At 68.5% G+C, this 23122-nt stretch carries 29 protein-coding genes; 23 read left to right on the top strand and 6 right to left on the bottom strand.

The genetic code is table 11. The features are described 5' to 3' along the window. Positions 1–53 precede the first annotated feature (53 nt). From MHO01S_RS16345 to MHO01S_RS10420, 20 genes are all read left to right on the top strand, one after another. A complete protein-coding gene (locus MHO01S_RS16345) occupies positions 54–335 on the top strand; it encodes a helix-turn-helix transcriptional regulator (protein ID WP_307131685.1) in 282 nt (93 codons plus the stop codon). 241 nt (positions 336–576) lie between these two features. Beyond that, positions 577–864 (top strand): hypothetical protein, encoded by a 288-nt coding sequence (locus tag MHO01S_RS10500; protein WP_157553779.1) that lies wholly within the window; start codon positions 577–579, stop codon positions 862–864. Beyond that, positions 861–1151: a hypothetical protein gene (locus tag MHO01S_RS10495; protein ID WP_060959885.1), complete on the top strand. Its 291-nt coding sequence runs from the start codon at positions 861–863 to the stop codon at positions 1149–1151. Before MHO01S_RS10500 ends, MHO01S_RS10495 begins: the two co-directional genes overlap by 4 nt. A 1-nt stretch (position 1152) precedes the next feature. Beyond that, positions 1153–1914, top strand: coding sequence for a helix-turn-helix domain-containing protein (locus MHO01S_RS10490; protein ID WP_060959886.1), 762 nt, complete (start codon positions 1153–1155; stop codon positions 1912–1914). Then, entirely contained in the window at positions 1911–2222 is a 312-nt protein-coding gene (locus MHO01S_RS16485; protein WP_157553778.1) for a hypothetical protein, read from the top strand. Before MHO01S_RS10490 ends, MHO01S_RS16485 begins: the two co-directional genes overlap by 4 nt. Continuing rightward, complete coding sequence (locus MHO01S_RS10485; protein ID WP_060959887.1) at positions 2219–2518, top strand: hypothetical protein; 300 nt, start codon at positions 2219–2221, stop codon at positions 2516–2518. The genes MHO01S_RS16485 and MHO01S_RS10485 overlap by 4 nt, the downstream gene beginning before the upstream one ends. Before the next feature lie 238 nt (positions 2519–2756). Beyond that, positions 2757–4445, top strand: coding sequence for a hypothetical protein (locus MHO01S_RS10480; RefSeq protein ID WP_060959888.1), 1689 nt, complete (start codon positions 2757–2759; stop codon positions 4443–4445). A 263-nt stretch (positions 4446–4708) separates the two neighbouring features. Further along, positions 4709–5578, top strand: coding sequence for a hypothetical protein (locus tag MHO01S_RS10475; RefSeq protein ID WP_060959889.1), 870 nt, complete (start codon positions 4709–4711; stop codon positions 5576–5578). A 1-nt stretch (position 5579) separates the two neighbouring features. Beyond that, a complete protein-coding gene (locus MHO01S_RS10470; RefSeq protein ID WP_060959890.1) occupies positions 5580–5861 on the top strand; it encodes an Acb2/Tad1 domain-containing protein in 282 nt (93 codons plus the stop codon). After that, entirely contained in the window at positions 5858–7591 is a 1734-nt protein-coding gene (locus MHO01S_RS10465) for a hypothetical protein (RefSeq protein WP_060959891.1), read from the top strand. Before MHO01S_RS10470 ends, MHO01S_RS10465 begins: the two co-directional genes overlap by 4 nt. A 2-nt stretch (positions 7592–7593) precedes the next feature. Next, a complete protein-coding gene (locus MHO01S_RS10460; protein WP_060959892.1) occupies positions 7594–8001 on the top strand; it encodes a hypothetical protein in 408 nt (135 codons plus the stop codon). Then, positions 7991–8374, top strand: coding sequence for a hypothetical protein (locus tag MHO01S_RS10455; RefSeq protein ID WP_060959893.1), 384 nt, complete (start codon positions 7991–7993; stop codon positions 8372–8374). The genes MHO01S_RS10460 and MHO01S_RS10455 overlap by 11 nt, the downstream gene beginning before the upstream one ends. Positions 8375–8376: 2 nt before the next feature. Then, on the top strand, positions 8377–8778 hold the full coding sequence (locus tag MHO01S_RS10450) for a hypothetical protein (protein ID WP_060959894.1): 402 nt from the start codon (positions 8377–8379) through the stop codon (positions 8776–8778). A gap of 2 nt (positions 8779–8780) precedes the next feature. Then, positions 8781–9287, top strand: coding sequence for a hypothetical protein (locus tag MHO01S_RS10445; RefSeq protein ID WP_060959895.1), 507 nt, complete (start codon positions 8781–8783; stop codon positions 9285–9287). Beyond that, entirely contained in the window at positions 9284–10495 is a 1212-nt protein-coding gene (locus tag MHO01S_RS10440) for a hypothetical protein (protein ID WP_157553777.1), read from the top strand. The genes MHO01S_RS10445 and MHO01S_RS10440 overlap by 4 nt, the downstream gene beginning before the upstream one ends. Next, a complete protein-coding gene (locus tag MHO01S_RS10435) occupies positions 10492–10860 on the top strand; it encodes a hypothetical protein (RefSeq protein ID WP_060959897.1) in 369 nt (122 codons plus the stop codon). Before MHO01S_RS10440 ends, MHO01S_RS10435 begins: the two co-directional genes overlap by 4 nt. Beyond that, positions 10857–12161: a hypothetical protein gene (locus MHO01S_RS10430; protein ID WP_060959898.1), complete on the top strand. Its 1305-nt coding sequence runs from the start codon at positions 10857–10859 to the stop codon at positions 12159–12161. The genes MHO01S_RS10435 and MHO01S_RS10430 overlap by 4 nt, the downstream gene beginning before the upstream one ends. Then, a complete protein-coding gene (locus MHO01S_RS10425; protein ID WP_060959899.1) occupies positions 12158–13087 on the top strand; it encodes a sigma-70 RNA polymerase sigma factor region 4 domain-containing protein in 930 nt (309 codons plus the stop codon). The genes MHO01S_RS10430 and MHO01S_RS10425 overlap by 4 nt, the downstream gene beginning before the upstream one ends. 53 nt (positions 13088–13140) lie before the next feature. After that, positions 13141–13392, top strand: coding sequence for a helix-turn-helix domain-containing protein (locus tag MHO01S_RS16340; RefSeq protein WP_167626530.1), 252 nt, complete (start codon positions 13141–13143; stop codon positions 13390–13392). A gap of 5 nt (positions 13393–13397) precedes the next feature. Continuing rightward, positions 13398–13748, top strand: a complete 351-nt coding sequence (locus MHO01S_RS10420; RefSeq protein WP_157553776.1) for a hypothetical protein — start codon at positions 13398–13400, stop codon at positions 13746–13748. A gap of 230 nt (positions 13749–13978) precedes the next feature. On the opposite strand, the gene MHO01S_RS10415 is transcribed toward MHO01S_RS10420, so the two are convergent. Continuing rightward, positions 13979–14923, bottom strand: coding sequence for a DsbA family protein (locus tag MHO01S_RS10415; RefSeq protein ID WP_060959901.1), 945 nt, complete (start codon positions 14921–14923; stop codon positions 13979–13981). A gap of 246 nt (positions 14924–15169) precedes the next feature. Here MHO01S_RS10415 and MHO01S_RS10410 point away from each other — a divergent pair, with 246 nt between their 5' ends. Together MHO01S_RS10410 and MHO01S_RS10405 are read left to right on the top strand one after the other, a co-directional pair. After that, positions 15170–16270: an ABC transporter ATP-binding protein gene (locus MHO01S_RS10410; protein WP_060959902.1), complete on the top strand. Its 1101-nt coding sequence runs from the start codon at positions 15170–15172 to the stop codon at positions 16268–16270. A gap of 87 nt (positions 16271–16357) precedes the next feature. Further along, positions 16358–17668, top strand: a complete 1311-nt coding sequence (locus tag MHO01S_RS10405) for a DUF4032 domain-containing protein (protein ID WP_060959903.1) — start codon at positions 16358–16360, stop codon at positions 17666–17668. A 68-nt stretch (positions 17669–17736) separates the two neighbouring features. On the opposite strand, the gene MHO01S_RS10400 is transcribed toward MHO01S_RS10405, so the two are convergent. The 3 genes from MHO01S_RS10400 to cysS are packed head-to-tail and all read right to left on the bottom strand — an operon-like array spanning position 17737 to position 20793. Continuing rightward, on the bottom strand, positions 17737–18375 hold the full coding sequence (locus MHO01S_RS10400) for an NAD(P)-dependent oxidoreductase (RefSeq protein ID WP_060959904.1): 639 nt from the start codon (positions 18373–18375) through the stop codon (positions 17737–17739). Positions 18376–18404: 29 nt separating this feature from the next. Next, positions 18405–19397, bottom strand: coding sequence for a 23S rRNA (guanosine(2251)-2'-O)-methyltransferase RlmB (gene rlmB / locus MHO01S_RS10395; RefSeq protein ID WP_060959905.1), 993 nt, complete (start codon positions 19395–19397; stop codon positions 18405–18407). Continuing rightward, positions 19390–20793: a cysteine--tRNA ligase gene (cysS, locus tag MHO01S_RS10390; RefSeq protein WP_060959906.1), complete on the bottom strand. Its 1404-nt coding sequence runs from the start codon at positions 20791–20793 to the stop codon at positions 19390–19392. Before cysS ends, rlmB begins: the two co-directional genes overlap by 8 nt. 57 nt (positions 20794–20850) lie before the next feature. On the opposite strand from cysS, the gene MHO01S_RS10385 reads away from it, so the two are divergent. Beyond that, entirely contained in the window at positions 20851–21324 is a 474-nt protein-coding gene (locus MHO01S_RS10385; protein WP_060959929.1) for a GNAT family N-acetyltransferase, read from the top strand. A 28-nt stretch (positions 21325–21352) separates the two neighbouring features. On the opposite strand, the gene ispD is transcribed toward MHO01S_RS10385, so the two are convergent. Together ispD and MHO01S_RS10375 are read right to left on the bottom strand one after the other, a co-directional pair. Beyond that, positions 21353–22543 (bottom strand): 2-C-methyl-D-erythritol 4-phosphate cytidylyltransferase, encoded by a 1191-nt coding sequence (ispD, locus tag MHO01S_RS10380; protein ID WP_061782266.1) that lies wholly within the window; start codon positions 22541–22543, stop codon positions 21353–21355. Positions 22544–22591: 48 nt separating this feature from the next. Next, entirely contained in the window at positions 22592–23074 is a 483-nt protein-coding gene (locus MHO01S_RS10375; RefSeq protein ID WP_023954865.1) for a CarD family transcriptional regulator, read from the bottom strand. Between the last annotated feature and the right edge of the window lie 48 nt (positions 23075–23122).

Genomic DNA, 23122 nt, shown 5'->3' with positions numbered 1-23122 from the left:
ACCATATCTGCATCCACATCTTGACAACAACTCGTATCTGCTGAATCATCCTGATGGTAGGCACTTCATGCATACCCACATTGTCATTCATTGGAGATACGATGCCCAGACCATCCCCCGCAGCTCCGCCGAGTACCCCTCGCGAGCACCTTCCGGAGATCGCGACGCGCCAGGAGGTGAGCGCATACACGCGGATCTCGATGCCGACACTCGCCAGGTGGGCCGGAGAGGGGAAGGGTCCACGCTTCCGCCGGGCTGGTGGCCGCGTGCTCTATCGCCGGGCTGATGTCATCGCATGGCTGGACTCGCTTGACGCGGGCGGCGAAGAGGCATGAACGATCCGACGGCGCGCGCCGCCTCGCGGAACCTCGACACGTCCGCCCCGGTCGCCGCCCTCGTCTACCGAGGTGCAACGTCCGAACGGGTCTGGCTCGACCGGCCGACAGCGCGAGCCCTCACCGGGCTTCTCCGACTCACGCGCGCCGCAGACGGCGCACTCCACGGCCAACTCAACGAAGAAGCCGCCCGACTGTTGCAGCAGACAGACGGCCGAGCATCCAACGAAGGACAACACTCATGAACAGTATGCAGTCCCCCACCGACCCGACCACCATCTACGGCGGGCCCGTCGACGAGGTCACGACCGTCATCGAAGACCACGAGGTCGAGGGCATCCGAGTCTCGATCATGCACGCGTTCGCCGCGGACGGTAGCGACCTCGGAGTCGATGTCCGGTTCGCGTGGGGCTCGTCACCCGATGCCGTCGAGGTCGACGTCGACCTGCGCTACCTGCGTGCCCTCGCGGCCGCGACACACCGTGCCCTCTCGCTCGTCGAGCGCACCGAGGGCGAGCCGAGCGCATGACCGCTGTCATCAACGCGCGGTTCGCGGGCGGGACGATCCTCGTCGAGTCCACCACGTTCACCCACACCTCGACCGTCGACCTCAGCTTGCCGGGATCGTTGCCGGTCCCCCTCCGAAGCCATGAAGCCGCGGACCTGACCGTCGCCCTCGCCGGGCATCTGCCGCTCGCGGACGCATGCGCGGTCCTCGACCGACTGACCGCGCTCGTCGAAGCACGCGCCCAGGAAGCCCGCACGATCCGCCGCCGTCGCACGGTCGACGAGCGGCTCATCGACCTCGAGGGCTGAGGTGTCACTCGTCGAGAATCAGCTCGAGCTCATCCGCTGGGCTCTCGGCGCACAGGTCGCACCGCACCCACGGATCAGGATCGGTGAAGACCGCGCCGCGCGCGTCCTCATCGCGCTCGCGACGTACGCCGACGTCTCCACGCGCGTCGCGTGGCCGTCCGCGCAGACGATCGCCGACGACATCGGCCTGCCCGCCGGCTCGGGAAGACGAACCGTCCGTGACGCTCTCACCGTGCTCGAATCCTCAGGACTCATCGAACGCACCGCCCACAGCGGCCGGTCGACCGCCTGGCACCTACTGGCAGGCATCCCTGCCACAGAGTCTCCGAGTGAGCCGGTGGACAACACCGACGACACGGCAGGGAACCCTGCCACATCGACGCCTGTGGATAACTCGCCCGATGTGGCAGGGGAACTGGCAGGGGACATGGCAGGGAGACCGGCAGGGACCCCTGCCACGAACAAGAACAGGAACAAGAACAACCCCCCAACCCCCCACAGGGGGGCAGGCGGGGACCACAAGAACGAACCCAACGCGCGCCGAGCCCTCGCCACGATCATCGGCAGCCGACGACTCCCGTTCACCATCGACGAACTACTAGCGATCGCATACACCCACACGACCGGCGACCCCTGGGACGGATACCTCACCATCAGCGCAGCCACGACCGACGCCTTCGACGACGCACGCGACCCACGCGCCGTGCTCCTCAAGCGCATCCACGACCGCGGCCTCCACACCCACCAGGTGCGCGCCGCATGACCGTCTGGGTAGAACAACCACACGACACGGGCTCCGCCGTCTGGGGATGCTCAACCTGCGACAGCGGCGCCTGGTGCTCCGACCACACCACCGCTCAACTCGAAGCCCGCACCCACGCACGCGGACACGGCAACCCCGACATCACCATCATCCGCGCCCACCACGGCCCCACACCCAACCACGACCGCGACGCACGCATCCGCGCACTCCGCACCGCCGGCCGCAGCATCCGACAGATCGCCCACGCCGTCGGGATCTCCAACGCCGGTGTCACCAAGTCACTCGCACGCACCAGGACAGACGCATGACCGCGAAGCACCGCGACCCCGAATGGCGCCGAACCTGCCGCATCATCCGCGCCCAAGTCCGCCAAGCATGGGCCCGAGGCGAAGACGTCACATGCTGGCGCCACGGCCACATCATCCCCACCGACACCCCCTACGACGTCGGACACATACAGCTCAACGCCGGCAACGGCATCGACAACGCCGCACCCGAATGCCGACACGGCAACCGCAGCCACGGCGGCAAGATCGGCGCCCGCATCACCAACCAGCGCAGACGCGCCCGAACGACAGGACTCGTCACACCACCATGGGCATGACACCACTACCCGAACAGCGACCCCAACACGGCCCCCAGGAGCCCAGCCGGAAGACCAACGCCGGGCACCCGACGATCCGCCCTCGCCCCAACCCAAACGACAACTCGAACCACCGCGAAGCAAACCATGCGCCCCACATGCACGGCGCCGGGCCGGTTCTTTCAGAGCAAGCCGTTCGGCTCCCCGCCTACGGCTCAACACGCGCCCCTCTCCCTGCCGATCAGCCCCGCGGTGCCGCGTGACGGCGCGGGCGAGCAGCGCGCAACGTGTCTGCGGCTGCGGCGAGCCGGCGCGAGCGCGAGGGCTCTGCCGGCGGCATTACGACCAGGCCCGCCGACGGGGCGAGCGAACCGACATCGTCACGCCCGCGACGTCCGCCGCACCGACGATCGCGGACCTGCTCGGCGAGGCAAACTGGCTCGAGTGGCGTTCGCGCATCCCGGATGCGACGCACGTCACCAAACTCGTCACCACCGAGCAGACCCGGGCCGAGTTCCTCGAGGGCGCGCGGCTGCTGCGCATGGACGTGCGCCGGCGAGGCGGAGACGGCCATCCGGGGCCGTCCCCGATTCAGCTTGTGATCGCCGACATGCTCAACGCCGGCCGGAAGTTCAACGGCATCATGGAGCCGCGACGGACGACGAAGACCACAGCGATTCAGGCCGTCGCGTTGGGGCGTTGCACGCTCCGGGACGACTACCTCGTGGGGTGGACGCTGGCGAAAAAGGACGGCGGCACGAAGACCGCCGAGCGGTTCCGGAAGGACATCATCACGCACATCGATCGCGTGTATCCCGACCCGAAGTCTCGGCCGTTCGTGACCAACGTGGGCAATGGGACGCCGCACATTCGATGGCCAAATGGGTCTTACTTCAACGCCTACGCGCCGGGAAACGATGCGTTCACTTCGGGCGCGTACGACATGGCATGGATCGACGAGGCGCAGGACGCGACGCCGGAGATGACAGAGGACATGATGACCTCGATCCCCCCGACGCTGGATGGCCGATACCAGCCACAGATGATCGGGTCGGGCACGGCACCCGACTACCAGGCAGGAAACCTGCTGTGGAAGCTGCTGACCATGGACGGCGCCGGCGTGCTCCGCCACGGCATCCCGGAAGACACGGACCCCGCGGAGCTTGAGGCGTGGGAGCCGGATGACGAGCACCCTCACGCCCGCGTGCGTGAGCTGATCGAGCTGAACCATCCCGGGATCGGTTACACCACGCCGCTGTCGGACGTGCTCGACAACTTCCACGCGATGTCGTCGAAAGCGTTCCAGCGAGAGTACCTGTCGCTGCCGGGCGAGGAGGGGTCCGCGACGGCGCTGATCAAACAACCGCTGTGGACGAAGACGCGCACTGACAAGCCATTCCCGAAGTCGCTACCGTCGGTCGTGGCTCTCGCGATCGCGATCCACCCAGACGGCAAGTGGGCGTCCCTCGCCGCAGCCTGGCACGGGAAAAAGGGGCGCCGACACGTCGCACTACTGCACCATCAGGAGGGCGTCGACGGGTTCGGCAAGAAGGTGCTCCTCAAAGCGCGGAAGCTTAACCGGCGGGTGATCTTCGATCCGGGTCGTCCGCTCGAGAATGTCGAAGTCACCCCGCTCATGCTCGGGCGCCCGCCGCTGCGAACTCGTCCCCTGGGCCGTATGGAGATCCCGCGCTCGGCGGTGCAGTTCATGCGATACCTGAACGCCGGTGACATCGTCACATATCACGGGCAGGAACCGCTCGACGCAGCCGCAGAGATCGTCGTGAGGAGGGCGTTCGGGCAGACAGGTGCGTGGGCATTCGGCAGGCCGGACGAGAAGACCCGGCCCGACGACGACATCACCCCGATCGAGGCCGCGTCCCGTGCGCTCTACGCGCTCGACGATGAGAGGCGGGCCACCGGCGTCCCGGAGCTGGTCGGCGTATAGCACGCGCCGGGGTGGTAACGGTTGACACCGCGGCACCCACCACCGTGGAAGGCATGGCGGGTTTCTGGTCGTGGCTTCTGGGGGAACCGTCCCCCACTTCCGCCAGTGGCGCGCCCGCGCTCGCCGCGCCAGGTTCCGGTGACAGTCTGCAACAGGCGATCGTCGGGGACATTCTCGGACATCTCCCCGAGGAACTCGTCACCCGCGAAACCGCCTCCCGAGTCCCCGAGTTGAAGCGAGCACTTAAGGGGCATCAGTCGCTCGTGTCGCCTCTGCGATTCGAGAAGTTCGAGAACGACTCGAAGGTCGCGGCACAACCGTACTGGGTGTCTTCCTGCAGCTACCCCGGCATGTCCCGCCACATCGCTCTCAAGAAGCTCGTCGAAGAGCTGTTTTGGGAAGGTATCGGCATCCTCGCTTGTCGCCTCGCTACGGACGGCGACGTGTACGACTGGGTGACCGTACCGCGCCACCTGTACTCGATGGACCTCCTCACGCAGCGTGTGACCCTGCACGAGTCGATCCCCGTCGAGTACCGGATGCGCGTTGTCGTCGTCCCGCTCGGCGCGAATGGTGTCATGGCCGACGGCATCGACTCGATCCGTCAGGCCCGCAAGCTCGAGAAGGCGCGACAGACCCGCCTCGACGCGCCGCCCGCGGCGACGGAGCTGCACATCACAGACTCGACGTTCGACGGGATGAAGCGAAAGGCGAAGGAAAACCTCGCGACCCAGTACGTCGAGACCCGTGCGAAGCACTCGGTGTCCGTCACGCCGAGCTACATCGAGGTCAGGGAGCGCGGCGTGTCCGGGCAGCTCGACCTGTTCGAGGACGCGAAGAACTCCCTGCGCCTCGAACTCGCGATGCACGGCGGCGTGCCGGCGTCGTTCGTCGAGGGCGGCAAGGAAGGCAGCGACCTCTCCTACTCGAACGAGCAGGACCGGCAGTCGGAGATGTGGACGTACGGGTCCGCCGAGTACGCGTACGCGATCGCCGCCGCCCTCTCCGGCGACGACGTCGTCGGTCCCAACGCGGAGGTCCGCGCCGACCTGTCGCACTTCTCCGTGCCTGCTCCCACGTCCATCGACCCCGAAGCCGGGGACACCAGCACGCCCACCACCGAGGAGAACTGACATGGCACGCGCCACCACCACCGAACCCACCGCTCCCGACGTCGTCGAGACGCCCGACGTCGAGTCGACGTCGCTGCCCGCGGAGCTGGCCTCCCGCTTCGTCACGGCTGTCACCGCCGACGCTCCGACCGCCGATCAGGTCGCGATCGTCCGTCAGAACGCCGGCGCGATCACCGCCGCGGCCGAGCAGATCCACCAGCTCCCCGACGGCAGGTACAAGTCGCTCGCGCTGACCTCGCTCGAGGAAGCGCTGATGTGGGCCAACAAGGCGGTGTTCGCGTGAGCGAGGCCGGCCTGTTCTCCCGCGTCGCCGGCACCCGCGAGATCGAGGGTCTGCTGCTCCCCTTCGGCGAGCTGTCCCGCCCGAACCTCTCCGGCACCGAGCCGGTCATGTTCAGCGCATCCGCCGTCGCGCTCCCCCGCGACCCGTCGATCGTCACACTCAACGACGAACACGACCGGTTCAACCCCCTCGGCCGCGGCGTGAAGTTCACCGTGAGCGACGCCGGCGTCGTAGGCCGGTTCGCGATCGCCAACACCGACGAGGGCGACGCGTTCCTCGCCTCCTACGGTGACGGCACCGGCAAGCGCAAACTGTCCGCCGAGCTTGGCTCCCTCGTGCGCAACGGCATCAACGCCGTCCGCTCCCGCCTAACCGGCGCGGCCGTCTGCGCCGAGGGTGCGTTCGAGTCCGCCGCCCTGTTCTCCCTCGCTCCCGGTCAGAACGTCGAGTTCACCACCGATGTGCCGGCCAGCGACGAGTACTCCGCACCCGACCGCGACAACAGCTCGCGCACGGTGTCGGAATTCACCGACTCCGAGGGCGTCCGCTGGCGGCGCATCGAGGAGTACTCCAGCAAGTCCACCGTCGAGAAGATCACCGACGCCGAGCCCTCGGCAGACACCAACCTCACCAACTCCAAGGAGGAGACCATGACCGCAGCCGCCGCTCCCGCGGAGCGCCAGATCCCCGCGGCGCCCGCGCTGTTCAGCGGCGCCGCAGCCCCCGCGCCGGCTCCCGCCGACGTCGACATGAACGCGTTCTTCTCGGCCTTCCATGCCATGAAGAACGCGCGCTCGGCGGATACGGAGAACGCCCTCATGGCGCTCGCCGACATCACCACGGGCGGCGGCCTCGCGAACGGGGCGACGCCGGCGGCGTGGGTCGGCAAGCTGTGGCAGGGCAAGCGGTACGTCCGCAAGTTCATCGACCTCGCCACGCATGTCTATGGCCCGATCGACATCAACGGTCGCGAGGGCTACCGCCTCAACGACACCGATGGCCTGGTCAAGAAGCGCACCACGGGCGAGAAGACGGAACTGCCGACCGGCTCCGCGACGAGCGACAAGCGCAGCTCCACGCGCGACAGCTACGGCTACGCCGCCGACATCGCGCAGGAGTGGAACTACCTCTCCGGTGGTGCGGATGTCATGCAGCAGTTCTGGGAGGGCGTCGCGAACAGCTACGCGAAGGTCACCGACGTCGACGCCCGCGACACCCTCATCCGCGTGGCCATGAACCGCGACGGCGCAGCGCTCTCCGCGCGCGTCGCCCCCGAGGCGCTGCCCGCCGGCACGCCCGCCAACTCCGCGTATTACCCCGGCGTGGTGCAGCTGATCCAGGCGATCGAAGCGATCAGCGACGCGGACGATGACCCGGCCTGGGCGATCGTCAACCCGGTGCTGTGGAAGCAGCTCATCTACACGCCCAAGGATCTGCTGCCCGAGTTCATCTCGCTGCAGGTCACCGCTGGCACCGGCGAGGCGAACGTCGACGGCAAGGTGATCGTGAAGAAGGCGCCGCAGTCCGCCTTCCCCGGCACGAAGGCCACCGACCCCCAGGTCGCCGCCGGGGCGAAGGCAGCCGTCGAGTTCAAGGAGCTCGGCGAGACCCCGATCCAGATCGACGCCGTCGAGGTCGCGAAGTTCGGTCTCGACCGGTCCATCGTCGGTTTCCTGGAGACGTTCATCGTCCGCCCCGAGTCGACCGTCTTCATCGGCACCGCCGCCTGACCATGTCCGAATGGTTCAGCTCCGCCGACCTCGAGGCCGCGCACGACGCGTTCCCTGAGCTCCCGATCCAGAACGAGACTCTCGCCGGGATGCTCCTGGACGTCGCGCGCGAGCAGGTCCTCGCGTTCGCAGCGGACGATGAACCCGTCGTGCAGGTCACGGATCTGCTGCACAACCTCGGGGTCGAGGCCGCGACGATCGCTCAGGTGATCACGCTCCTCGACTTCGAGGCCAGCACCCCCGGCGTGCCGACCCGGTACGTGTACGCGCAGCTCATGCAGGCGAAGAACCTCTGGCTCGCGGGCAAGGGTGAGGACGGGCCCGACGGGTTCGCGTTCTCACCGCGTCCGCTGTCGAAGGACATTCAGCGGGTCATCCGCCCGACCTCGGGAGTCGCCGATGTTTTCTGACCCCGCCACCATCCGCACCGAACTGCGCGACCGGCTAAAGCCGCTCCTGCCAGCGACGTGGCGGATCATCGACAACCTCTCCCAGGCCGTCGACACGGTCGTAACGGTGCTCTACTTCGAGTTCACCGAGGTCAGCTCGTCGGTCAACGGCGCCGCGCTGGACCGCTTCACCGTCGCCCCGAAGTTCGACCTGGTCGTCGCCTCCGCCGGGGCCGGCGATGAGGACGGGGCGGACGCCGACCTCGTCACCCTCGCACACGCTCTGCAGCAGTGCGACGACATCTACTGGGACACCGCGAAGAAAGAACGCCTCAGCAACGGGGCGATCGCCTGGCGGTTCCCCCTGACCCTGCTCTCAACCATCGAGGAGTGACCATGACCGACGCGCCCAACGTCGCCACCTACAACAAGTCCGGCACGATCAAGATCGGCGCGGACAACTACACCAAGGGCGTCGACTCGTTCGCGCTCGTGCCCACCACCCCGACCGCGCAGCACACCGACATCGGCGGCGGCGTCCAGTCCGTCGTCGGAATCCCGACCTGGGTGTGTCAGATGTCGTTCGCCCAGGACTGGGCCTCCGAGGGTTCCCTCTCGCAGAAGAGCATCGAGTGGGCCGGCCAGACGAAGACGATCGAGTTCACCCCGCAGACCGGCGCGGAAGTCGTGACCGTCGAGGTCGTGTTCCAGCCGTCACAGATCGGAGGCGCGGCGGGCGGCATCAACAAGGCCACCCTCAACCTCGGCGTCAACGGGCAGCCCGACTTCGGAGCCTGACCATGGCGAGCAGCGGCCGCATCAGCCTCCTGGTCGACTCGCCGCTGCGCGACATGCTCCTCGCCGCCCGCGAGTTACCCGCCGACGTCCGCAAGGAGATCGGCATCCAGACGAAGAAGGCGGCCGAACCGATCTGGTTCGAAGAGGTCCGGGACCGGTCAGCGACCCGACTGCAACAGCGAGCACTCGTCAACAGTGCCCGCGTCGGCGTCACCGCCCGGAACCTGTTCCTCCGCTCCGGCTCCGTCGGGAAGCTCTCCGACGGGACCCCGGTCTCCGTCGTCGCGAAGGGTGCGGAGTACGGCGGCAACCCCGCCAAACGGATCATCCAACGCTCCCGCCGCGGCAAGAAGTACCCCCGCCGCATGGGCTCCGTGTTCGGCGCACCCCGCCGCGGAGGCAACGTCTTCACCCCCGCCGCCACCGACTCGACTGCGCGGTTCGCGTCCCTCTGGATTCAGACCGCCGCCCGCACCGCCCTCGACCACCTCGAACTGAAAGGACGATGATGGCCTCCGTCCACGAGATCGGCATCGCCGCAGACACCCGCGGGTTCGACGAAGGCGTCCGCAGCGGCATCATCAAGCCGCTTGAGAAAGCCGAAGACGCGTTCAAGGACATGGAGCGCGCTGCCACCGACGCGGGGCGCGACGGATCTCGCAGCGTCGGCACACTCGAAGACGCACTCCGCGACGCCCAACGCCAAAGCGAAAGACTCGAGGACAGCCTCAACGATGTCGGCGACGGCGGCCGCCGTGGCATGGAGCATATCCGCGGCGGCGCCCAGGAACTGCAACAGGAGATCGGATCGAACCTCGGCGAGGCGGTCTCGTCGTTCCGGGGCGACATGTCGGATCTCGGCCAGGTCGGGCAGGACACATTCGGCGGTCTCGCCGCGACGGTCGCAGGACTGGGCCCGGGCGGCCTCATCGGCGCGCTCGCGCTCGCCGCCGGCGCCGCCGGACTGGGCCTCGTGACGGCCGGTCTGCAGGACGCAGAGGAGCGGCAGGAGCGCCTCGCGGAGTCGGCGGCAGAGTGGGCCAAGGCTTACCAGGAAGCCGGCACCACGATCCTCAACGCCTCCCAGATCGTCGCCCGTGGGCAGGACATCTTCGGCGATCCGGAGAAGTACAAGGAGGCGGAGACCAATGCGAAGAACTGGGGCGTCGAGCTGTCGACCGCAGTCGCGGCGATGGCCGGCTCGGACAGCGCAATCTCGGCCGTCAACGATGCGCTCGACGCTCAGACCAAGGCGCTCGAAGACAACGCGGCTGGTGCCGACAACTACGCCCAGAACATCGAGCAAGCAACGACCGGCCAGTCGGAAGCGAACAACGCACTCATGGACGGGCGCCGTGCCTTCGACGAACTCACCGGCTCCATGAAAGTCGGGCGGGAGACCGCCGGCTACATCTCGCAGATGATGGCCGACATCTACCGGTCAACGGAGGGCGCGACGGAGAAGGTCGACGAGTTTGGGGACACGATCATCACGCTGCCCGACGGCAAGCAGCTCTACATCGACGTGGAGACCGGTCAAGCCACGGAGGACGCCGACGCGATCGAGCGCCGGATCTACGCGATCCCCTCCTCCAAGTCCGTTCGTGTCGACGTGGACATGAGCGACTTCAACCGGAAGATGGACGCGATCAACCGGCGCGCGGCTGAGGGCGTCTCGGTGGTCGTTCACCCGACTCTCGGGCGGGTGATTCAGTGACCATCTTCACTCGACTCCCCGGCGACTCCCCCGACGACCAGCTCACGGTTGCGCGAGTCGACGCACCGTGGTCGGACACGGTGGAGTCCCGAACCCTCGAACACCAGCTCCTCGAGTCGTCGACGACGCTGTTCACATTCCGCCCGCCGCGCGCCCCCAACGGGACGATGCACCTTCGGTTCACGGATGCCGCCACCGCCTACGCCGCGCGAGCGTTCTTCACGGCCGCGGCGCACTTCCGCGTGACAGACCCCGGCCCGGTCGTGCTGCCCGCCGTCTTCGCCGTGAGCCCTGGCACGCTGCCGGTGACGCAAGAGGTCGGGTCATGGGTTCTCGCGCTGCCGTGGCGCGAGGTGATCGAATGACTTCCGTCACCTACGAGTACGAGGCGGAGCTGCGTGACGGGGACGTCTGGCGGCCGCTGCACGTCACGAGCATCGTCCCGTCGGTCGACATGGATCGCGTGCCCTACACGGCGGCGACGCTCACCCTCGGCGGACTATCCGAACGGGAGTGGGGCCTCCTGGACCCGCGCACCGTCGACCCCGCCGAGGGCGGACAAGTCCGGTGGCGAATGCGGCAACTTGACCTTGAAGGTCGAGTCCTCGCCTATCTCCCGCGGCTCTCCGGCTCGGCCGACGAGTGGGCGACGATGTTCGTGCGCACTGCGAGCCGATCGCTCGACGTCGCAACCGTCACCGTCGCCGGCGGCGAAACGATGATCGATGACCGCGAGGTGATCGAGGAGACACGCTTCTTCGTCGGCGGTCACGAGATCAGCAGACAGATCGTCGCTGCGCGGGACGTCGGAGAGCTCGTCGACGTCGTCCTCGGCCTGACATTCGGTTCAGGCAGCGCACGAGCCGCTGACGCGACCGCCGACGCGGCGCTCTCGGTCAAGACCTTCTCGACACTCCTCGAAACCGGCTACGAAGTCGACCCGGCTCAAGGAACATCGTTCCTCCAGCTCGTCGAGAACCAGCTATCGGCGACCGGATGCCGTCTTCTCGATGCATGGGGCATCGAGTGGCTCGTCGCTGACCGCGATCGCATGCCCGCAGCGGACGGCGCGCCGAGCGTCCACCGCTGGGCGTCATACGACGAAGACCTCCCCGACGGCGTCGAACCCGTGATCGTCGGATTCAGTGAGACGGTTTCCCGCGACGGCGACTGGGCCGACACCGTCGCCGTAGAAGGCGAGGCAGACAGCTTCACCCTGTGGCAGCACTACGCCGCCGGCGGCACCCGTTCGCGTGGTCGCGTCATCTCGCTCGCTGGCGCCGAGCCATCCGCGAACCTCGCCGAGTCGATCGCGTCGCGCACCTTCCGCCGCGGCCACGACATCACGATCATCGCGCGGACGATTCTCGACGTCACACCAGGTGCGCGACTTGAGGCGTACTTGCGCTCCGGCATCCTCAGCGCCGAAATCGTGTCCGTCGAGTGGCGCACCGAAGACGGCGAGATGACCGTTCACGCACGGTCCACTGAGGCCATGTCGATCGATGCCGCCGACACCGTCAACACCCGACGGATCTCCGCCGAGGATGCCGTGAACGAGGCTCGCACGCTCGCCGGCGCGTCGTACGACGCCGCGGTCGCGAAGATCCCCGACAGCGCAGACGCGCTGCATCGCCTGATCAGAGAGGTCCGGTGGATACGATGACGCCCACTGTCTCGGAAGCCGATGAGCTTTGCGCTCACTACGCCCATCGGAACCTACCTGCCTATATGCACAAGCGGCACGGATGGAGGGCTGAGAAGAATCCGGCCGTCGACGCCGACGACATGGCTCAAGAACTCATGATCGAGGTGCTCAGCATCGCGGACAAATGGGAAGACATCGCCGCCCGGTTCGACTACGTGCGTGAGGGTGGCCCCCTTGCAAACCTCGGGATCGTGTGGGCCTACCTCGAACAGCGCGCTCTCGACGTCGCCAGGTCGACTGCCGAGCAGAACCGCATCCAACCGTTGTATTCGATCGAAGAGGCAACGTCGCCAGACGGTTCCCTGACCCGCTCATCTCTCGCGCGAGCGATCAGCGTCCAGGCGCACACTTTCGCCGTGCTCGACTCCATCGTCGACGATTGGTCGATTCACATGTCGCGCCGAGGCAAAGCCGTGCTCGCCCTTCGTGCATACGACAGACTGCCGGTGTCTCGGATCTCTCAGCTACTAGAGATCGAGAATGCGGCTCCTGTGCTACTGCGTGCACGTGAGAGGGCGGCATGGATCGTGCGTCGACACTACGAAGACGACCCGGCGCCGCTCGGCAACGGTGCGGTCAAGTGGGAACCGTCGCTGGCGCTCCAGGACTACATAGCCGACACGCATGGCGAGGACATCGACGGCTGGCTCGGCCGATTCACGCGAGCACTCCGAGCCGATCCCCAGTACATCGCCGACATGCTTACCAAGCACGACGTGACCACGCCTGCCACACCGTCAACGCTGAGCCGCGACGAGCTTGCGCGAGTCGATGCGTTGTATGCATGTGGAATCGGGGTCACCGCAATCGGCCGAGAACTCGGAATCACGACCGAACGCGTGCGTAGAGCGGTCTCTCGACCGATCGAACGCGAACTCGCCTGAGGCCCATGGCGCGCCCTACCCGTCATAGCCTGCGTCGGCACGACGATCGAGACATGTCTCACGAGCCATCAGAGGTACTCGTCGACGCCGCGCGGATGGCCTCGATTCTGGGCGTCAGCCGCGAAACCGTCTACAGCAAGGCCCGCGCCGGCGACATCCCGTCCTTCCGGATTGGTCGTCTATACCGGTTCAACGTCGACGACGTTCTCAAGGCGCTGCAACCGCCGTCGCCCGGATCTTGGCATCAGTCCCGACGATCGACCGCGCGCCCGCGCGCAGCTCGAGCCCACGGCGGGCTACATTGAGCCACATGACGGACGGCATCGGCTGTGCAGTACGAGGGTGCCCACGCGATGCGGTCGAGGTCGTTAACCTCGGGCCGCCGGATGATTTCTCAGAGTTCGCGGCCTGCATGGATCACGGCTTGGAGTTGAGCGCTGGCGAGTCGTTCACGATTGATGAAGACCGATCCATTCGCATTGGTCGCGACGCGGACCCCAGCGTCCTGCACCTGGCGATGCATCGGGAAAGGTCGCGGCATCCGTCGATCACGCTCGGGCTTGGTCACACCGGCGAGGTGGAGCAAGAGATCACCATCCAACTACCTGCCCAAGCTCGCAAGCTCCTCCACATGTGGCTGTCTACCAGACTCGACGACTGAGTACATCGCGGGCAGCCCATAGCTGCGCAACCCCGCATAAACCCCGCAGAATCCACGAACTAGACAGATAGCGCCTGAGGGCGCCTGATCAGTCGGCGCAAGGCATCACGGGAAACCTGATACCCCGCAAAAACCCCTGATCGAGCCGGGTGCGCAATTACAAGTACGGTGCGCTACCAATTGCGCCAAGCCGGCGGGGCCGCTCCAGTCTAGCCAGCGGTCCGGGCCGCTTACGGCGCCTTCGTCGGCGTGAGGGAGGGCGTCGGAGTCGCGGTCTGCGACTTGTAGTACGACCCGCTCGCGCTCGTGAGGACGAACTGGGAGAACTCGGCGGCGTCCGACATGTCGCCGACGTACTGCTGGCCGTTGACGACGACCATCGGCGTGCCCGTCAGCGTGAGACCGTCGGTGCCCGGGATGCTGCTGATCGCACGCTCCGTCGCGCCCTTCACCCACGCCGAGTACGACTCCGTCTCGATGCACTCACGCAGCTTCTTGGGGTCGTCCGACCCGTTGGCCTGCGCGATGTCGGCGAGCTCCTTGTTGGAGAACCCGTCCGAGTCGACGGCGGGCTGGCGGGTGAGCAGCTCATTGTTGAAGCTGAAGAACTTCGAGGGGTCGAGGGTTGCGACGCACGCGGCGGCGCTCGCGGCGCGCAGCGAGTACTTGGTCCCGTTCGACTTCGCGGTGAGCATCGACACCGGGTGGTAGGTCAGCGTCGCGGCACCGTCCGAGACCCACGACGACAGCTGCTGGGCGTTCGCGAGCTGCCACTGGCGCGCGGCGGGCGCGAGGTAGTCGACGTAGACGTGGATGTTGACGACGGATGCCGAGGCACTCGGTGCCGGCGTCGCGCCCGGCTCGGCCGCAGCGGTGGGCTCGGGGGTGGCGCCGTCGATCTCGTCACCCGAGGATGTCACCGAGACGGACGTGACCGCGAAGCCGTCTGCGGTCGCATCGGCGGGCTGGAGCTGCGGACGGTCGTCGTTGGACCGGATCGCCCACGACACGGCCACCGCGACGACGACCACCGCGGCCGCGACTCCGACCGCCAGCGCGAACCGCTGGACGAGTCGGACACGCGACTGCTTGGCGTGCACGAGCTGCGCCTTCTCGCGGACCGCATCGCGGCGGCCGGCAGGCGTGGGCTCGTTCGGAGTGTCGTCGTGGGACATGGGACCTTCTGAGAGAAGCAGCTCGGGGTGCGTGCCGCCACACGTCGCGATCGTCGCGGACGGGGCTGGGCGATGCCTCGATGCTAGTCAGCCAGCCTGGGAAATGCCCAGACGGAGCCTCCTCCTCGCCCGCGAGAACGTGCGATACTGAGAGCGCGTCCACCGAAGGGCGTGCGGGTCAAGCCCCCGCTCATTCCATCACTACGGATCGTCCGGCACGTACCTGCCGGTGAAGGAGAAGAAAACATGGCGTCCGTCACCTTTGACAACGCAACCCGCCTCTACCCCGGCGGCACCCGCCCCGCGGTCGACAAGCTGAACCTCGAGGTCGCCGACGGCGAGTTCCTGGTCCTGGTCGGCCCCTCCGGTTGCGGTAAGTCCACCTCGCTGCGCATGCTGGCCGGCCTCGAAGAGGTCAACTCGGGCCGCATCCTCATCGGCGACCGCGATGTCACCGACATCCCGCCGAAGGACCGCGACATCGCGATGGTCTTCCAGAACTACGCGCTGTACCCGCACATGACGGTCGCCGAGAACATGGGCTTCGCCCTGAAGATCGCCGGCGTCGGCAAGGAAGAGCGCGCCCAGCGCGTGCTCGAGGCCGCCAAGCTGCTCGACCTCGAGGAGTACCTGACGCGCAAGCCGAAGGCGCTCTCGGGTGGTCAGCGTCAGCGCGTCGCGATGGGTCGCGCCATCGTCCGCCAGCCCCAGGTCTTCCTCATGGACGAGCCGCTGTCGAACCTCGACGCCAAGCTGCGCGTGCAGACGCGCACGCAGATCGCGTCGCTGCAGCGCCGGCTCGGCGTCACCACGGTCTACGTCACGCACGACCAGACCGAGGCCCTCACGATGGGTGACCGCATCGCCGTGCTCAAGGACGGCCTCCTGCAGCAGGTCGGCACGCCGCGCGACCTCTACGAGAAGCCGAACAACGTGTTCGTCGCCGGCTTCATCGGCTCGCCCGCGATGAACCTGTTCCCGGTCGACCTCGCGAGCGCCGGCGGCATCCAGTTCGGCACCGCCGTCGTCGACGCCGACATCGACCGCCCGACGAGCGCGACGCAGGTCACGGCCGGCATCCGCCCCGAGGACATTATCGTGAACCCCGCCGACGGCCTCGGCCTGTCGGTCACGGTGGATCTCGTCGAGGAGCTCGGCGCGGACGGCTACCTCTACGGCCACACCGACATCGCCGGCAAGCGCACCGACATCGTCGCGCGCGTCGACGGTCGCAGCCACCCGAACGCCGGCGAGACGGTCGTCCTCGCCCCCGTGCCGCACCACGTGCACGCGTTCGACATCGAGTCCGGCGAGCGCCTCACCAAGAAGGCCATCGCCTCGGCCTGATCCGACGACGACGCGGCGCGGGTGGCTCCGGTTCAGCGAACCGGCCCCCGCGCCGCGTCGTATCCCCCGACGAAAGCGAAGACCGGCGTGGTCCACTCCCTCACGATCACTGCGAGCAGCGTCGACGCGGGCCTGCTCGCCCTGCCCTGGTCCACTCCTCTCGACGAGTGGGGCAAAGACACGATCGTCTCGCTCCCGAAGGGCCTGTCCCGCCACCTCGTCCGCTTCGCCGACCTGTCCGGACGTGTGGTGGCCGTCAAGGAGACCACGGGAGAGATGGCCCGTCGTGAGTACGACATGCTCGGCTCACTCGGCCGCCTCGACGTCCCCTGCGTCGAACGCGTCGCGGTCATCGACGGCCGCCGTACGCCGAAGGGCGAGCCGCTGCCGGCGGCCCTGGTGACGGCCCACCTCAAGTTCTCCCTCCCCTACCGCGCGCTGTTCACCCAGGTGCTGCGCCCCGACACGGCCGGGCGTCTCGTCGACGCCCTCGCGGCTCTGCTCGTGCGCCTGCACACGATCGGCTTCTTCTGGGGAGACGTCTCGCTCTCCAACACCCTGTTCCGCCGGGATGCCGGGGCCTTCGCCGCCTACCTCGTCGACGCCGAGACCGGCGAGCTGCACGAGGGCGGCCTCACGCGCGGCCAGCGCGAGCACGACCTCGATGTCGCGCGCACGAACATCGCCGGCGAGATCATGGACCTCGAAGCCGGCGGACGGCTCGAGGGAGGGGTGGATGCCGTGGCCATCGCCGACGGCATCATGTCGTCGTATCACTCGCTGTGGGCGGCCCTGACCGACAAGGAGAGCTTCGCGGCCGGCGAGGCCTGGCACATCACCGAGCGCGTGAAGCGCCTGAACGACCTCGGCTTCGACATCGGCGAGATGTCGATCCGCACCACGTCCGACGGCACGAGTGTGTCGATCCAGCCCAAGGTGGTCGACGCGGGGCACCATCAGCGGCGCCTTCTGCGCCTGACCGGGTTGGACGTCGAGGAGAACCAGGCACGGCGGCTCCTGAACGACATGGACGAGTTCCGCGCACGCGTGTCGCGGCTGGGCTCGGACGAGGAGATGGTCGCGCACGAGTGGCTGACCCGCGTCTTCGAGCCCGTCATCAAGGCGATCCCGTGGGATCTGCGGGCGAAGCTCGAGCCGGCCGAGGTGTTCCATCAGGTGCTCGAGCACCGCTGGTACATGTCGCAGGCGCGCGGACAGTCGGTTCCCATCGCGGAGGTCGTCTCGTCCTACATCGACGACGTGCTGCGTCACCGCCGCGACGAGGCCACCGTCATGGGTCCGCCGACGGAGACGATGGCCATTCCGGTGATCACCGCCGCGATCGGCACGATCGACGACGACGAGGATGACGACGTCGACTGGCGCGATCTCGTCTGACGCGGCGTTTCGTCGAACCCCGTCCGTTGAGCGAGGCGCGCAGCGCCGAGTCGAAACGCCGGCGCCCGTCAGTAGCCGACGGTGAAGCGCTCGCGGACGTGCTTCGGGTTCTCGATCTCGTCGAGGATGGCGACGGCGAGGTCGGCTCCGGAGATGAACGACTCCCCCTCGGCATCCGTGACGAGGACATCGCCGCCGTCGCGGTAGCGTCCGGTCCGCTCACCCGGGTTGAACGCGCCGAAGCCGCCGGCCGGGTGGATGAAGAACCAGTCGCGGCCGGTCTGCTCGGCCTGCAGGTCCTCCAGCACGCCGATCATCTCCAGGGCCTCGGCCTTGAACTCCTCGGGGAAGCCCAGGTCGATCACGCGCTGACCGCCCGGTGCCACGAGGCTTCCGCCCGCGCCGCCGACGACGCCCAGCCGCACGCTCTCCGGCAGCACCGTGTTGAGGGCCTCGAGGTTGGGGCGCACGAGTCCCTCCATCGCACCGCGCGGAGCGACCGTGCTGACCACGACGTCGACGCCTTCCAGCTGCGCGACGAGGCCGGGGATGTCCAGCAGGGTGCCCTCGATGTAGGTGGCGCCCGGAACGCGGTCGGCCGCGACGGAGCGCGACACCGACAGGACGGTGTGCCCGCGGTCGACGGCCTCCGAGACGATGTGACGGCCGGCGAAGCCGGTGCCTCCCAGAACAGCGATGATGGCCATGTGGAGCGATCCTTTCGTTCGACTCCGCGTCACTCGGACGCGGCGCGGATGGTGGCGACCTGGTAGAGCGCGACGGATGCCGCGATGCCGGCGTTGAGCGACTCGGTGGCCGAAGAGATCGGGATCGAGACGATCTGATCGCAGGTCTCCGTCACCAGGCGGGACAGACCCTTGCCTTCGGAGCCGACGACGATGACGACGGGGCGGTCGGCGAGCTCGAGCTGCGGCAGGGCGACGTCTCCGCCGCCGTCGAGACCGAGGACGAACACGCCCTGCTTCTTGAACTCCTTCAGGGTCGTCGTGAGGTTCGGTGCCATGGCGACCGGAACGCGGGCGGCGGCTCCGGCGCTCGTCTTCCACGCCGCCGAGTTGACGCCCGCGGAACGACGCTGCGGGATGATCAGGCCCTGGCCGCCGAAGGCCGCCGTGGAGCGGATGATCGCGCCGAGGTTGCGCGGGTCGGTCACGCCGTCGAGCGCAACCAGCAGCGGGGTCTGGCCCGTGGCGATCACCTGCTCGAGAAGGTCCTGCGGGTGCGCGTACTCGTACGGCGGCACCTTGAGGGCGACGCCCTGGTGCACGCCGTCGAAGCCGGCCATGCGGTCCAGCTCGGGCCGCGTGACCTCCATGACCGGGATGCCGCGCTGGGTCGCGATCGACAGCATCTCCTTGACGCGGTCGTCCATCTCGACGCGCTGCGCGATGTAGAAGGCGGTGGCCGGGATGCGCGCCCGCAGCGCCTCCAGCACGGAGTTGCGCCCGGTGACGTTCTCGGTGTCGTCGCCCGCCTTCGCCTTCGGGGCGCGTGAGGGACCCGGCTTCTGTCCCGGCCGTCCCTTGCCGCCCGCGGCCGCGTAGCGCTCGGCCGCGGCCTTGCGCTTGCCGGCGACGTGCCAGCTGCGGTCCTCGGCCTTGGGAGTCGGCCCCTTGCCCTCGAGCGCCTTGCGCCCGTGACCGCCCGTGCCCTTGAGCGGGCCCTTCTTCTTGCCCTTGCCCGCGGAGGGGTTGCCCGGCTTAGCCATCGTTCAGACTCCAATGGGTCCCGTCGGGACCGTCTTCGAGGACGACGCCGGCCGCCGCGATCGCATCGCGAAGGCGGTCGGCGCTCGCCCAGTCCTTGTTCGCGCGCGCCTCGGCGCGCTGGGTGATCATCGCCTGCAGCAGGCTGTCGAGCGCACGGCCCTGTGCGTCGTCGGTGTCGCCGCGCCAGCGCGGGTCCGCGGGGTTCATGCCGAGCACGCCGGTCATCCGCCCGACCTCGACGAGCGCGCGCGCGGCGGCATTCCGATCGCCGGCGTCCAGGGCCGCATTGCCCGCCCGCACGGTCTCGTGCACGACGGCCAGCGCCTGCGGAACGCCGAGGTCGTCGTCCATCGCGGCGGCGAAGGCCTCCGGCAGGTCGGCGATGACGAGCGGGGTCGGGGTCCCGAGCACGCGGGTCGCGCGCTGCTGGAAGGTACGGATCCGATCGAGGGCCGCCTCGGCGTCATCGAACGACGCGGAGGTGAGATCGAGCGTGGAGCGGTAGTGGGCGGCGCCCAGCGCGTAGCGGACGACGAGCGGATCGCGTTCGGCGAGGACATCGGCCGCCAGCAGATGGTTTCCGAGCGACTTCGACATCTTCTGGTCGCCGACGGTGACGAGCCCGTTGTGCACCCAGTAGCGGGCGAACGCGTCGCCGGCCGCCGTGGACTGGGCGAGCTCGTTCTCGTGGTGCGGGAAGCGCAGGTCGATGCCGCCGCCGTGGATGTCGAACGATGCGCCGAGGTAGCGCCTGCTCATCGCGGAGCATTCGATGTGCCAGCCGGGACGACCGGGCCCCCAGGGACTGTGCCAGACGGCGTCCGCCGGCTCGCCCTGCTTGGCGCCCTTCCAGAGCGCGAAGTCGCGCGGGTCGCGCTTGCCGCGCGCATCCGCGTCGGCGGCGGGCTCCATCGCGTCGATGCTCTGATGCGTGAGCGCCCCGTAGGACGGCCACGATCGCACGTCGAAGTAGACGTCGCCGGCGGCGGCGTAGGCGTGCCCGCGCGCGATGAGGGTCTCGATGAGCTCCTGCATCTGCGGGATCGACCCGGTCGCCCGCGGCTCGTAGGTCGGCGCCAGGATGCCGATGGCGGAATACGCCTGGCCGAACTCGCGCTCCATGCGGTAGGCGAGGGCCCACCACGGCTCGTCGTCCGTCGCGTTCTGCAGCACCTTGTCGTCGATGTCGGTGACGTTGCGCACGAAGGTGACCCGGCCGAACCGTCGCCCCAGCCAGCGCCGCAGCAGATCGAACGCGAGAGCGGCGCGCAGATGATGGATGCCGGGACCCGACTGCACCGTCGGACCGCAGACGTACATGGTGACGTTCGCCGGATCCTGCGGGGCGAAGTCGCGCAACGCCTGCACCTGGGTGTCGTAGAGCCGGACCGTCACCGCTCCAGCCTACCGGCGCGGGCGCCGACGGACGGCGGCGTGGGACACTGGCGGACGATGAACGCCTCCGACGACATCCTCATCCGCCCCGACGACCTCACCGGGCAGGCCACGCGCGCTCTGGTCGCGGCCCACCTCAGCGGGATGCACGCCGCGTCGCCCGCCTGCAGCGTCCACGCGCTCGACATCGACGCGCTGCGCGATCCGTCCGTCTCGTTCTGGTCGGCGTGGATCGCCGGCGAGATCGCCGGGATCGGCGCACTGAAGCGGCGCGACGCGCACCGCGGGGAGCTGAAGTCGATGCGCACCGCCGAGCGTTCCCTGGGCCGCGGGGTCGGTCGCGCGCTCCTTCGCCGCATCATGGCCGAGGCGGCGGCCGCGGGGATGTCGAGCCTGTGGCTGGAGACGGGCACGACCGAGGAGTTCGCCGCGGCGCGGCACCTCTACGCCAGCGAGGGCTTCGTCGTGTGCGGCCCGTTCGACGACTACGTGCCCGACCCGTTCTCGACGTTCATGACGCGGGAGCTCTAGCACCGCGGGAGTCGCGCCCGACCACCGCTCAGCGGGGGACGACGACCGCGACGGCGAACGCCGCGACGCCCTCGCCCGTGCCCGTGAATCCCAGGCCGTCGGTCGTCGTCGCCGACACCGTGACGGGGGCGCCGAGCGCCGCCGACAGCACGCTCTCCGCCTCCGCCCGACGTGCGGACAAGCGCGGCCGGCGCGCTTGCACCTGCACCGAGACGTTACCCACCGCGTAGCCCGCCTCGGCGACGAGCGCGCGGGTCCGTGCGAGGAAGACCCCAGCGTGGGCACCCGCGTACTCCGGCTGGTCGGTGCCGAAGTGGGTGCCGATGTCGCCCAGGCCGGCGGCGGCGAGCACGGCGTCGACGATCGCGTGGGCCACGGCATCCCCGTCGGAATGACCCTGCAGTCCGGGCTCGCCCGGCCAGGCGAGTCCCGCCAGCCAGAGCTCGCCCTCGCCGCCGACGGCGTGCACGTCGGTGCCGATCCCGACGCGGGGCAGCGCCGCTGCCACGGTTCCGGCAGGACGGGCGCCGAGGAGTGCGCGAGCACGGTCGAGGTCTGCCGGCGTCGTGATCTTGAAGCCCCGTTCGTCGCCGGCCACGGTCCAGACGGCGGTGCCGGCGCTCTGGACGAGCGCGGCGTCGTCGGTGTGATCGGCGGATGCCGCGGCGTAGGCCGCATCGATGACGGTGCGCGAGAAGCCCTGCGGGGTCTGCGCGGTCGCGAGGTCGGACCGGTCGACGGCTTCGCGCACGGCCTCGCCCGCGACCCGTTTGACGGTGTCGACCATCGGCAGCACCGGCAGGACGGCGTCCTTCCCGTGCTCGAGCGCGTCGATCACGCGGGAGAAGACCTCCGGCGGCGTGAGCGCGCGGGCTGCGTCGTGCACGAGCACCCGCTCGACGTCGGGCCACACGGCGTGCAGACCGGCCGCCACCGAGGCCTGCCGCGTCGGGCCGCCGGCCACCACCGAGACCAGGTCACGGCGGGGGCCGGCCGCGGCGAGTGCGTCCGTGAGCGCATCGCCGACACGGTCGGCGGGTGCGACCACGATCACCTGAGCGGCCGACGCCGCGAAGACGCCGTCGAGGGCATGACGCAGCACGGTGTGCTCATCGAGTCCGACGAAGGCCTTCGGCACACCGACGCCGAGACGCTGGCCGGAGCCCGCGGCGACGACGATGACGGCGACGTGCGGGACGGGGAGAAGTTCGGAACTCACATCGCGACCCTACCGAGCCGCGTCCGCGCGGGCGAGCCCGCGCGGCGGTCAGCTCGCGAGGACCTCGTCGAGCACGCCCGAGGCGTGGTCCTCGTCGGCCTTCAGCGCGAGAGCGATCTCCGAGACGAGGATCTGACGTGCCTTGGCGAGCATGCGCTTCTCACCCGCCGAGAGGCCGCGGTCCTGATCGCGGCGCCACAGGTCGCGCACCACTTCGCTCACCTTGATCACATCGCCGGAGGCGAGCTTCTCGAGGTTCGCCTTGTACCGGCGGGACCAGTTGGTGGGCTCCTCGGTGAACGGCGCGCGCAGCACGTCGAACACCCGCTCGAGACCGTCCTTGCCGATCACGTCACGAACGCCGACCAGGTCGACGTTGTCGGCAGGGACCTCGATGATGAGGTCTCCCTGCGTCACGTTCAGCTTCAGGTACTTCTTGGTCTCGCCCTTGATGATCCGGTCCTTGACCTCGATGATCGTCGCGGCCCCGTGGTGCGGATAGACGACCGTCTCGCCAACCTCAAAAAGCATGCAGTTATGTCCTTTCGGCAAAGTCCAGAATACCACAGGCGACATACG

The sequence above is a fragment of the Microbacterium hominis NBRC 15708 genome (assembly GCF_001592125.1).
Lineage (GTDB): Bacteria > Actinomycetota > Actinomycetes > Actinomycetales > Microbacteriaceae > Microbacterium > Microbacterium hominis.
Note: the sequence above shows the minus strand (reverse complement) of the source record. Positions and strands in the feature narration are given on the sequence as shown.

Bases quoted from the DNA above. Each gene is read 5' to 3' on its own strand.
- MHO01S_RS16345 (WP_307131685.1), top strand. From the start codon at position 54: ATGGTAGGCACTTCATGCATACCCACATTGTCATTCATTGGAGATACG.
- MHO01S_RS10500 (WP_157553779.1), top strand. From the start codon at position 577: ATGAACAGTATGCAGTCCCCCACCGACCCGACCACCATCTACGGCGGG.
- MHO01S_RS10495 (WP_060959885.1), top strand. From the start codon at position 861: ATGACCGCTGTCATCAACGCGCGGTTCGCGGGCGGGACGATCCTCGTC.
- MHO01S_RS16485 (WP_157553778.1), top strand. From the start codon at position 1,911: ATGACCGTCTGGGTAGAACAACCACACGACACGGGCTCCGCCGTCTGG.
- MHO01S_RS10485 (WP_060959887.1), top strand. From the start codon at position 2,219: ATGACCGCGAAGCACCGCGACCCCGAATGGCGCCGAACCTGCCGCATC.
- MHO01S_RS10470 (WP_060959890.1), top strand. From the start codon at position 5,580: ATGGCACGCGCCACCACCACCGAACCCACCGCTCCCGACGTCGTCGAG.
- MHO01S_RS10460 (WP_060959892.1), top strand. From the start codon at position 7,594: ATGTCCGAATGGTTCAGCTCCGCCGACCTCGAGGCCGCGCACGACGCG.
- MHO01S_RS10455 (WP_060959893.1), top strand. From the start codon at position 7,991: ATGTTTTCTGACCCCGCCACCATCCGCACCGAACTGCGCGACCGGCTA.
- MHO01S_RS10450 (WP_060959894.1), top strand. From the start codon at position 8,377: ATGACCGACGCGCCCAACGTCGCCACCTACAACAAGTCCGGCACGATC.
- MHO01S_RS10445 (WP_060959895.1), top strand. From the start codon at position 8,781: ATGGCGAGCAGCGGCCGCATCAGCCTCCTGGTCGACTCGCCGCTGCGC.
- MHO01S_RS10440 (WP_157553777.1), top strand. From the start codon at position 9,284: ATGATGGCCTCCGTCCACGAGATCGGCATCGCCGCAGACACCCGCGGG.
- MHO01S_RS10430 (WP_060959898.1), top strand. From the start codon at position 10,857: ATGACTTCCGTCACCTACGAGTACGAGGCGGAGCTGCGTGACGGGGAC.
- MHO01S_RS10425 (WP_060959899.1), top strand. From the start codon at position 12,158: ATGACGCCCACTGTCTCGGAAGCCGATGAGCTTTGCGCTCACTACGCC.
- MHO01S_RS16340 (WP_167626530.1), top strand. From the start codon at position 13,141: ATGTCTCACGAGCCATCAGAGGTACTCGTCGACGCCGCGCGGATGGCC.
- MHO01S_RS10420 (WP_157553776.1), top strand. From the start codon at position 13,398: ATGACGGACGGCATCGGCTGTGCAGTACGAGGGTGCCCACGCGATGCG.
- MHO01S_RS10415 (WP_060959901.1), bottom strand. From the start codon at position 14,923: ATGTCCCACGACGACACTCCGAACGAGCCCACGCCTGCCGGCCGCCGC.
- MHO01S_RS10410 (WP_060959902.1), top strand. From the start codon at position 15,170: ATGGCGTCCGTCACCTTTGACAACGCAACCCGCCTCTACCCCGGCGGC.
- MHO01S_RS10400 (WP_060959904.1), bottom strand. From the start codon at position 18,375: ATGGCCATCATCGCTGTTCTGGGAGGCACCGGCTTCGCCGGCCGTCAC.
- rlmB (WP_060959905.1), bottom strand. From the start codon at position 19,397: ATGGCTAAGCCGGGCAACCCCTCCGCGGGCAAGGGCAAGAAGAAGGGC.
- MHO01S_RS10385 (WP_060959929.1), top strand. From the start codon at position 20,851: ATGAACGCCTCCGACGACATCCTCATCCGCCCCGACGACCTCACCGGG.
- MHO01S_RS10375 (WP_023954865.1), bottom strand. From the start codon at position 23,074: ATGCTTTTTGAGGTTGGCGAGACGGTCGTCTATCCGCACCACGGGGCC.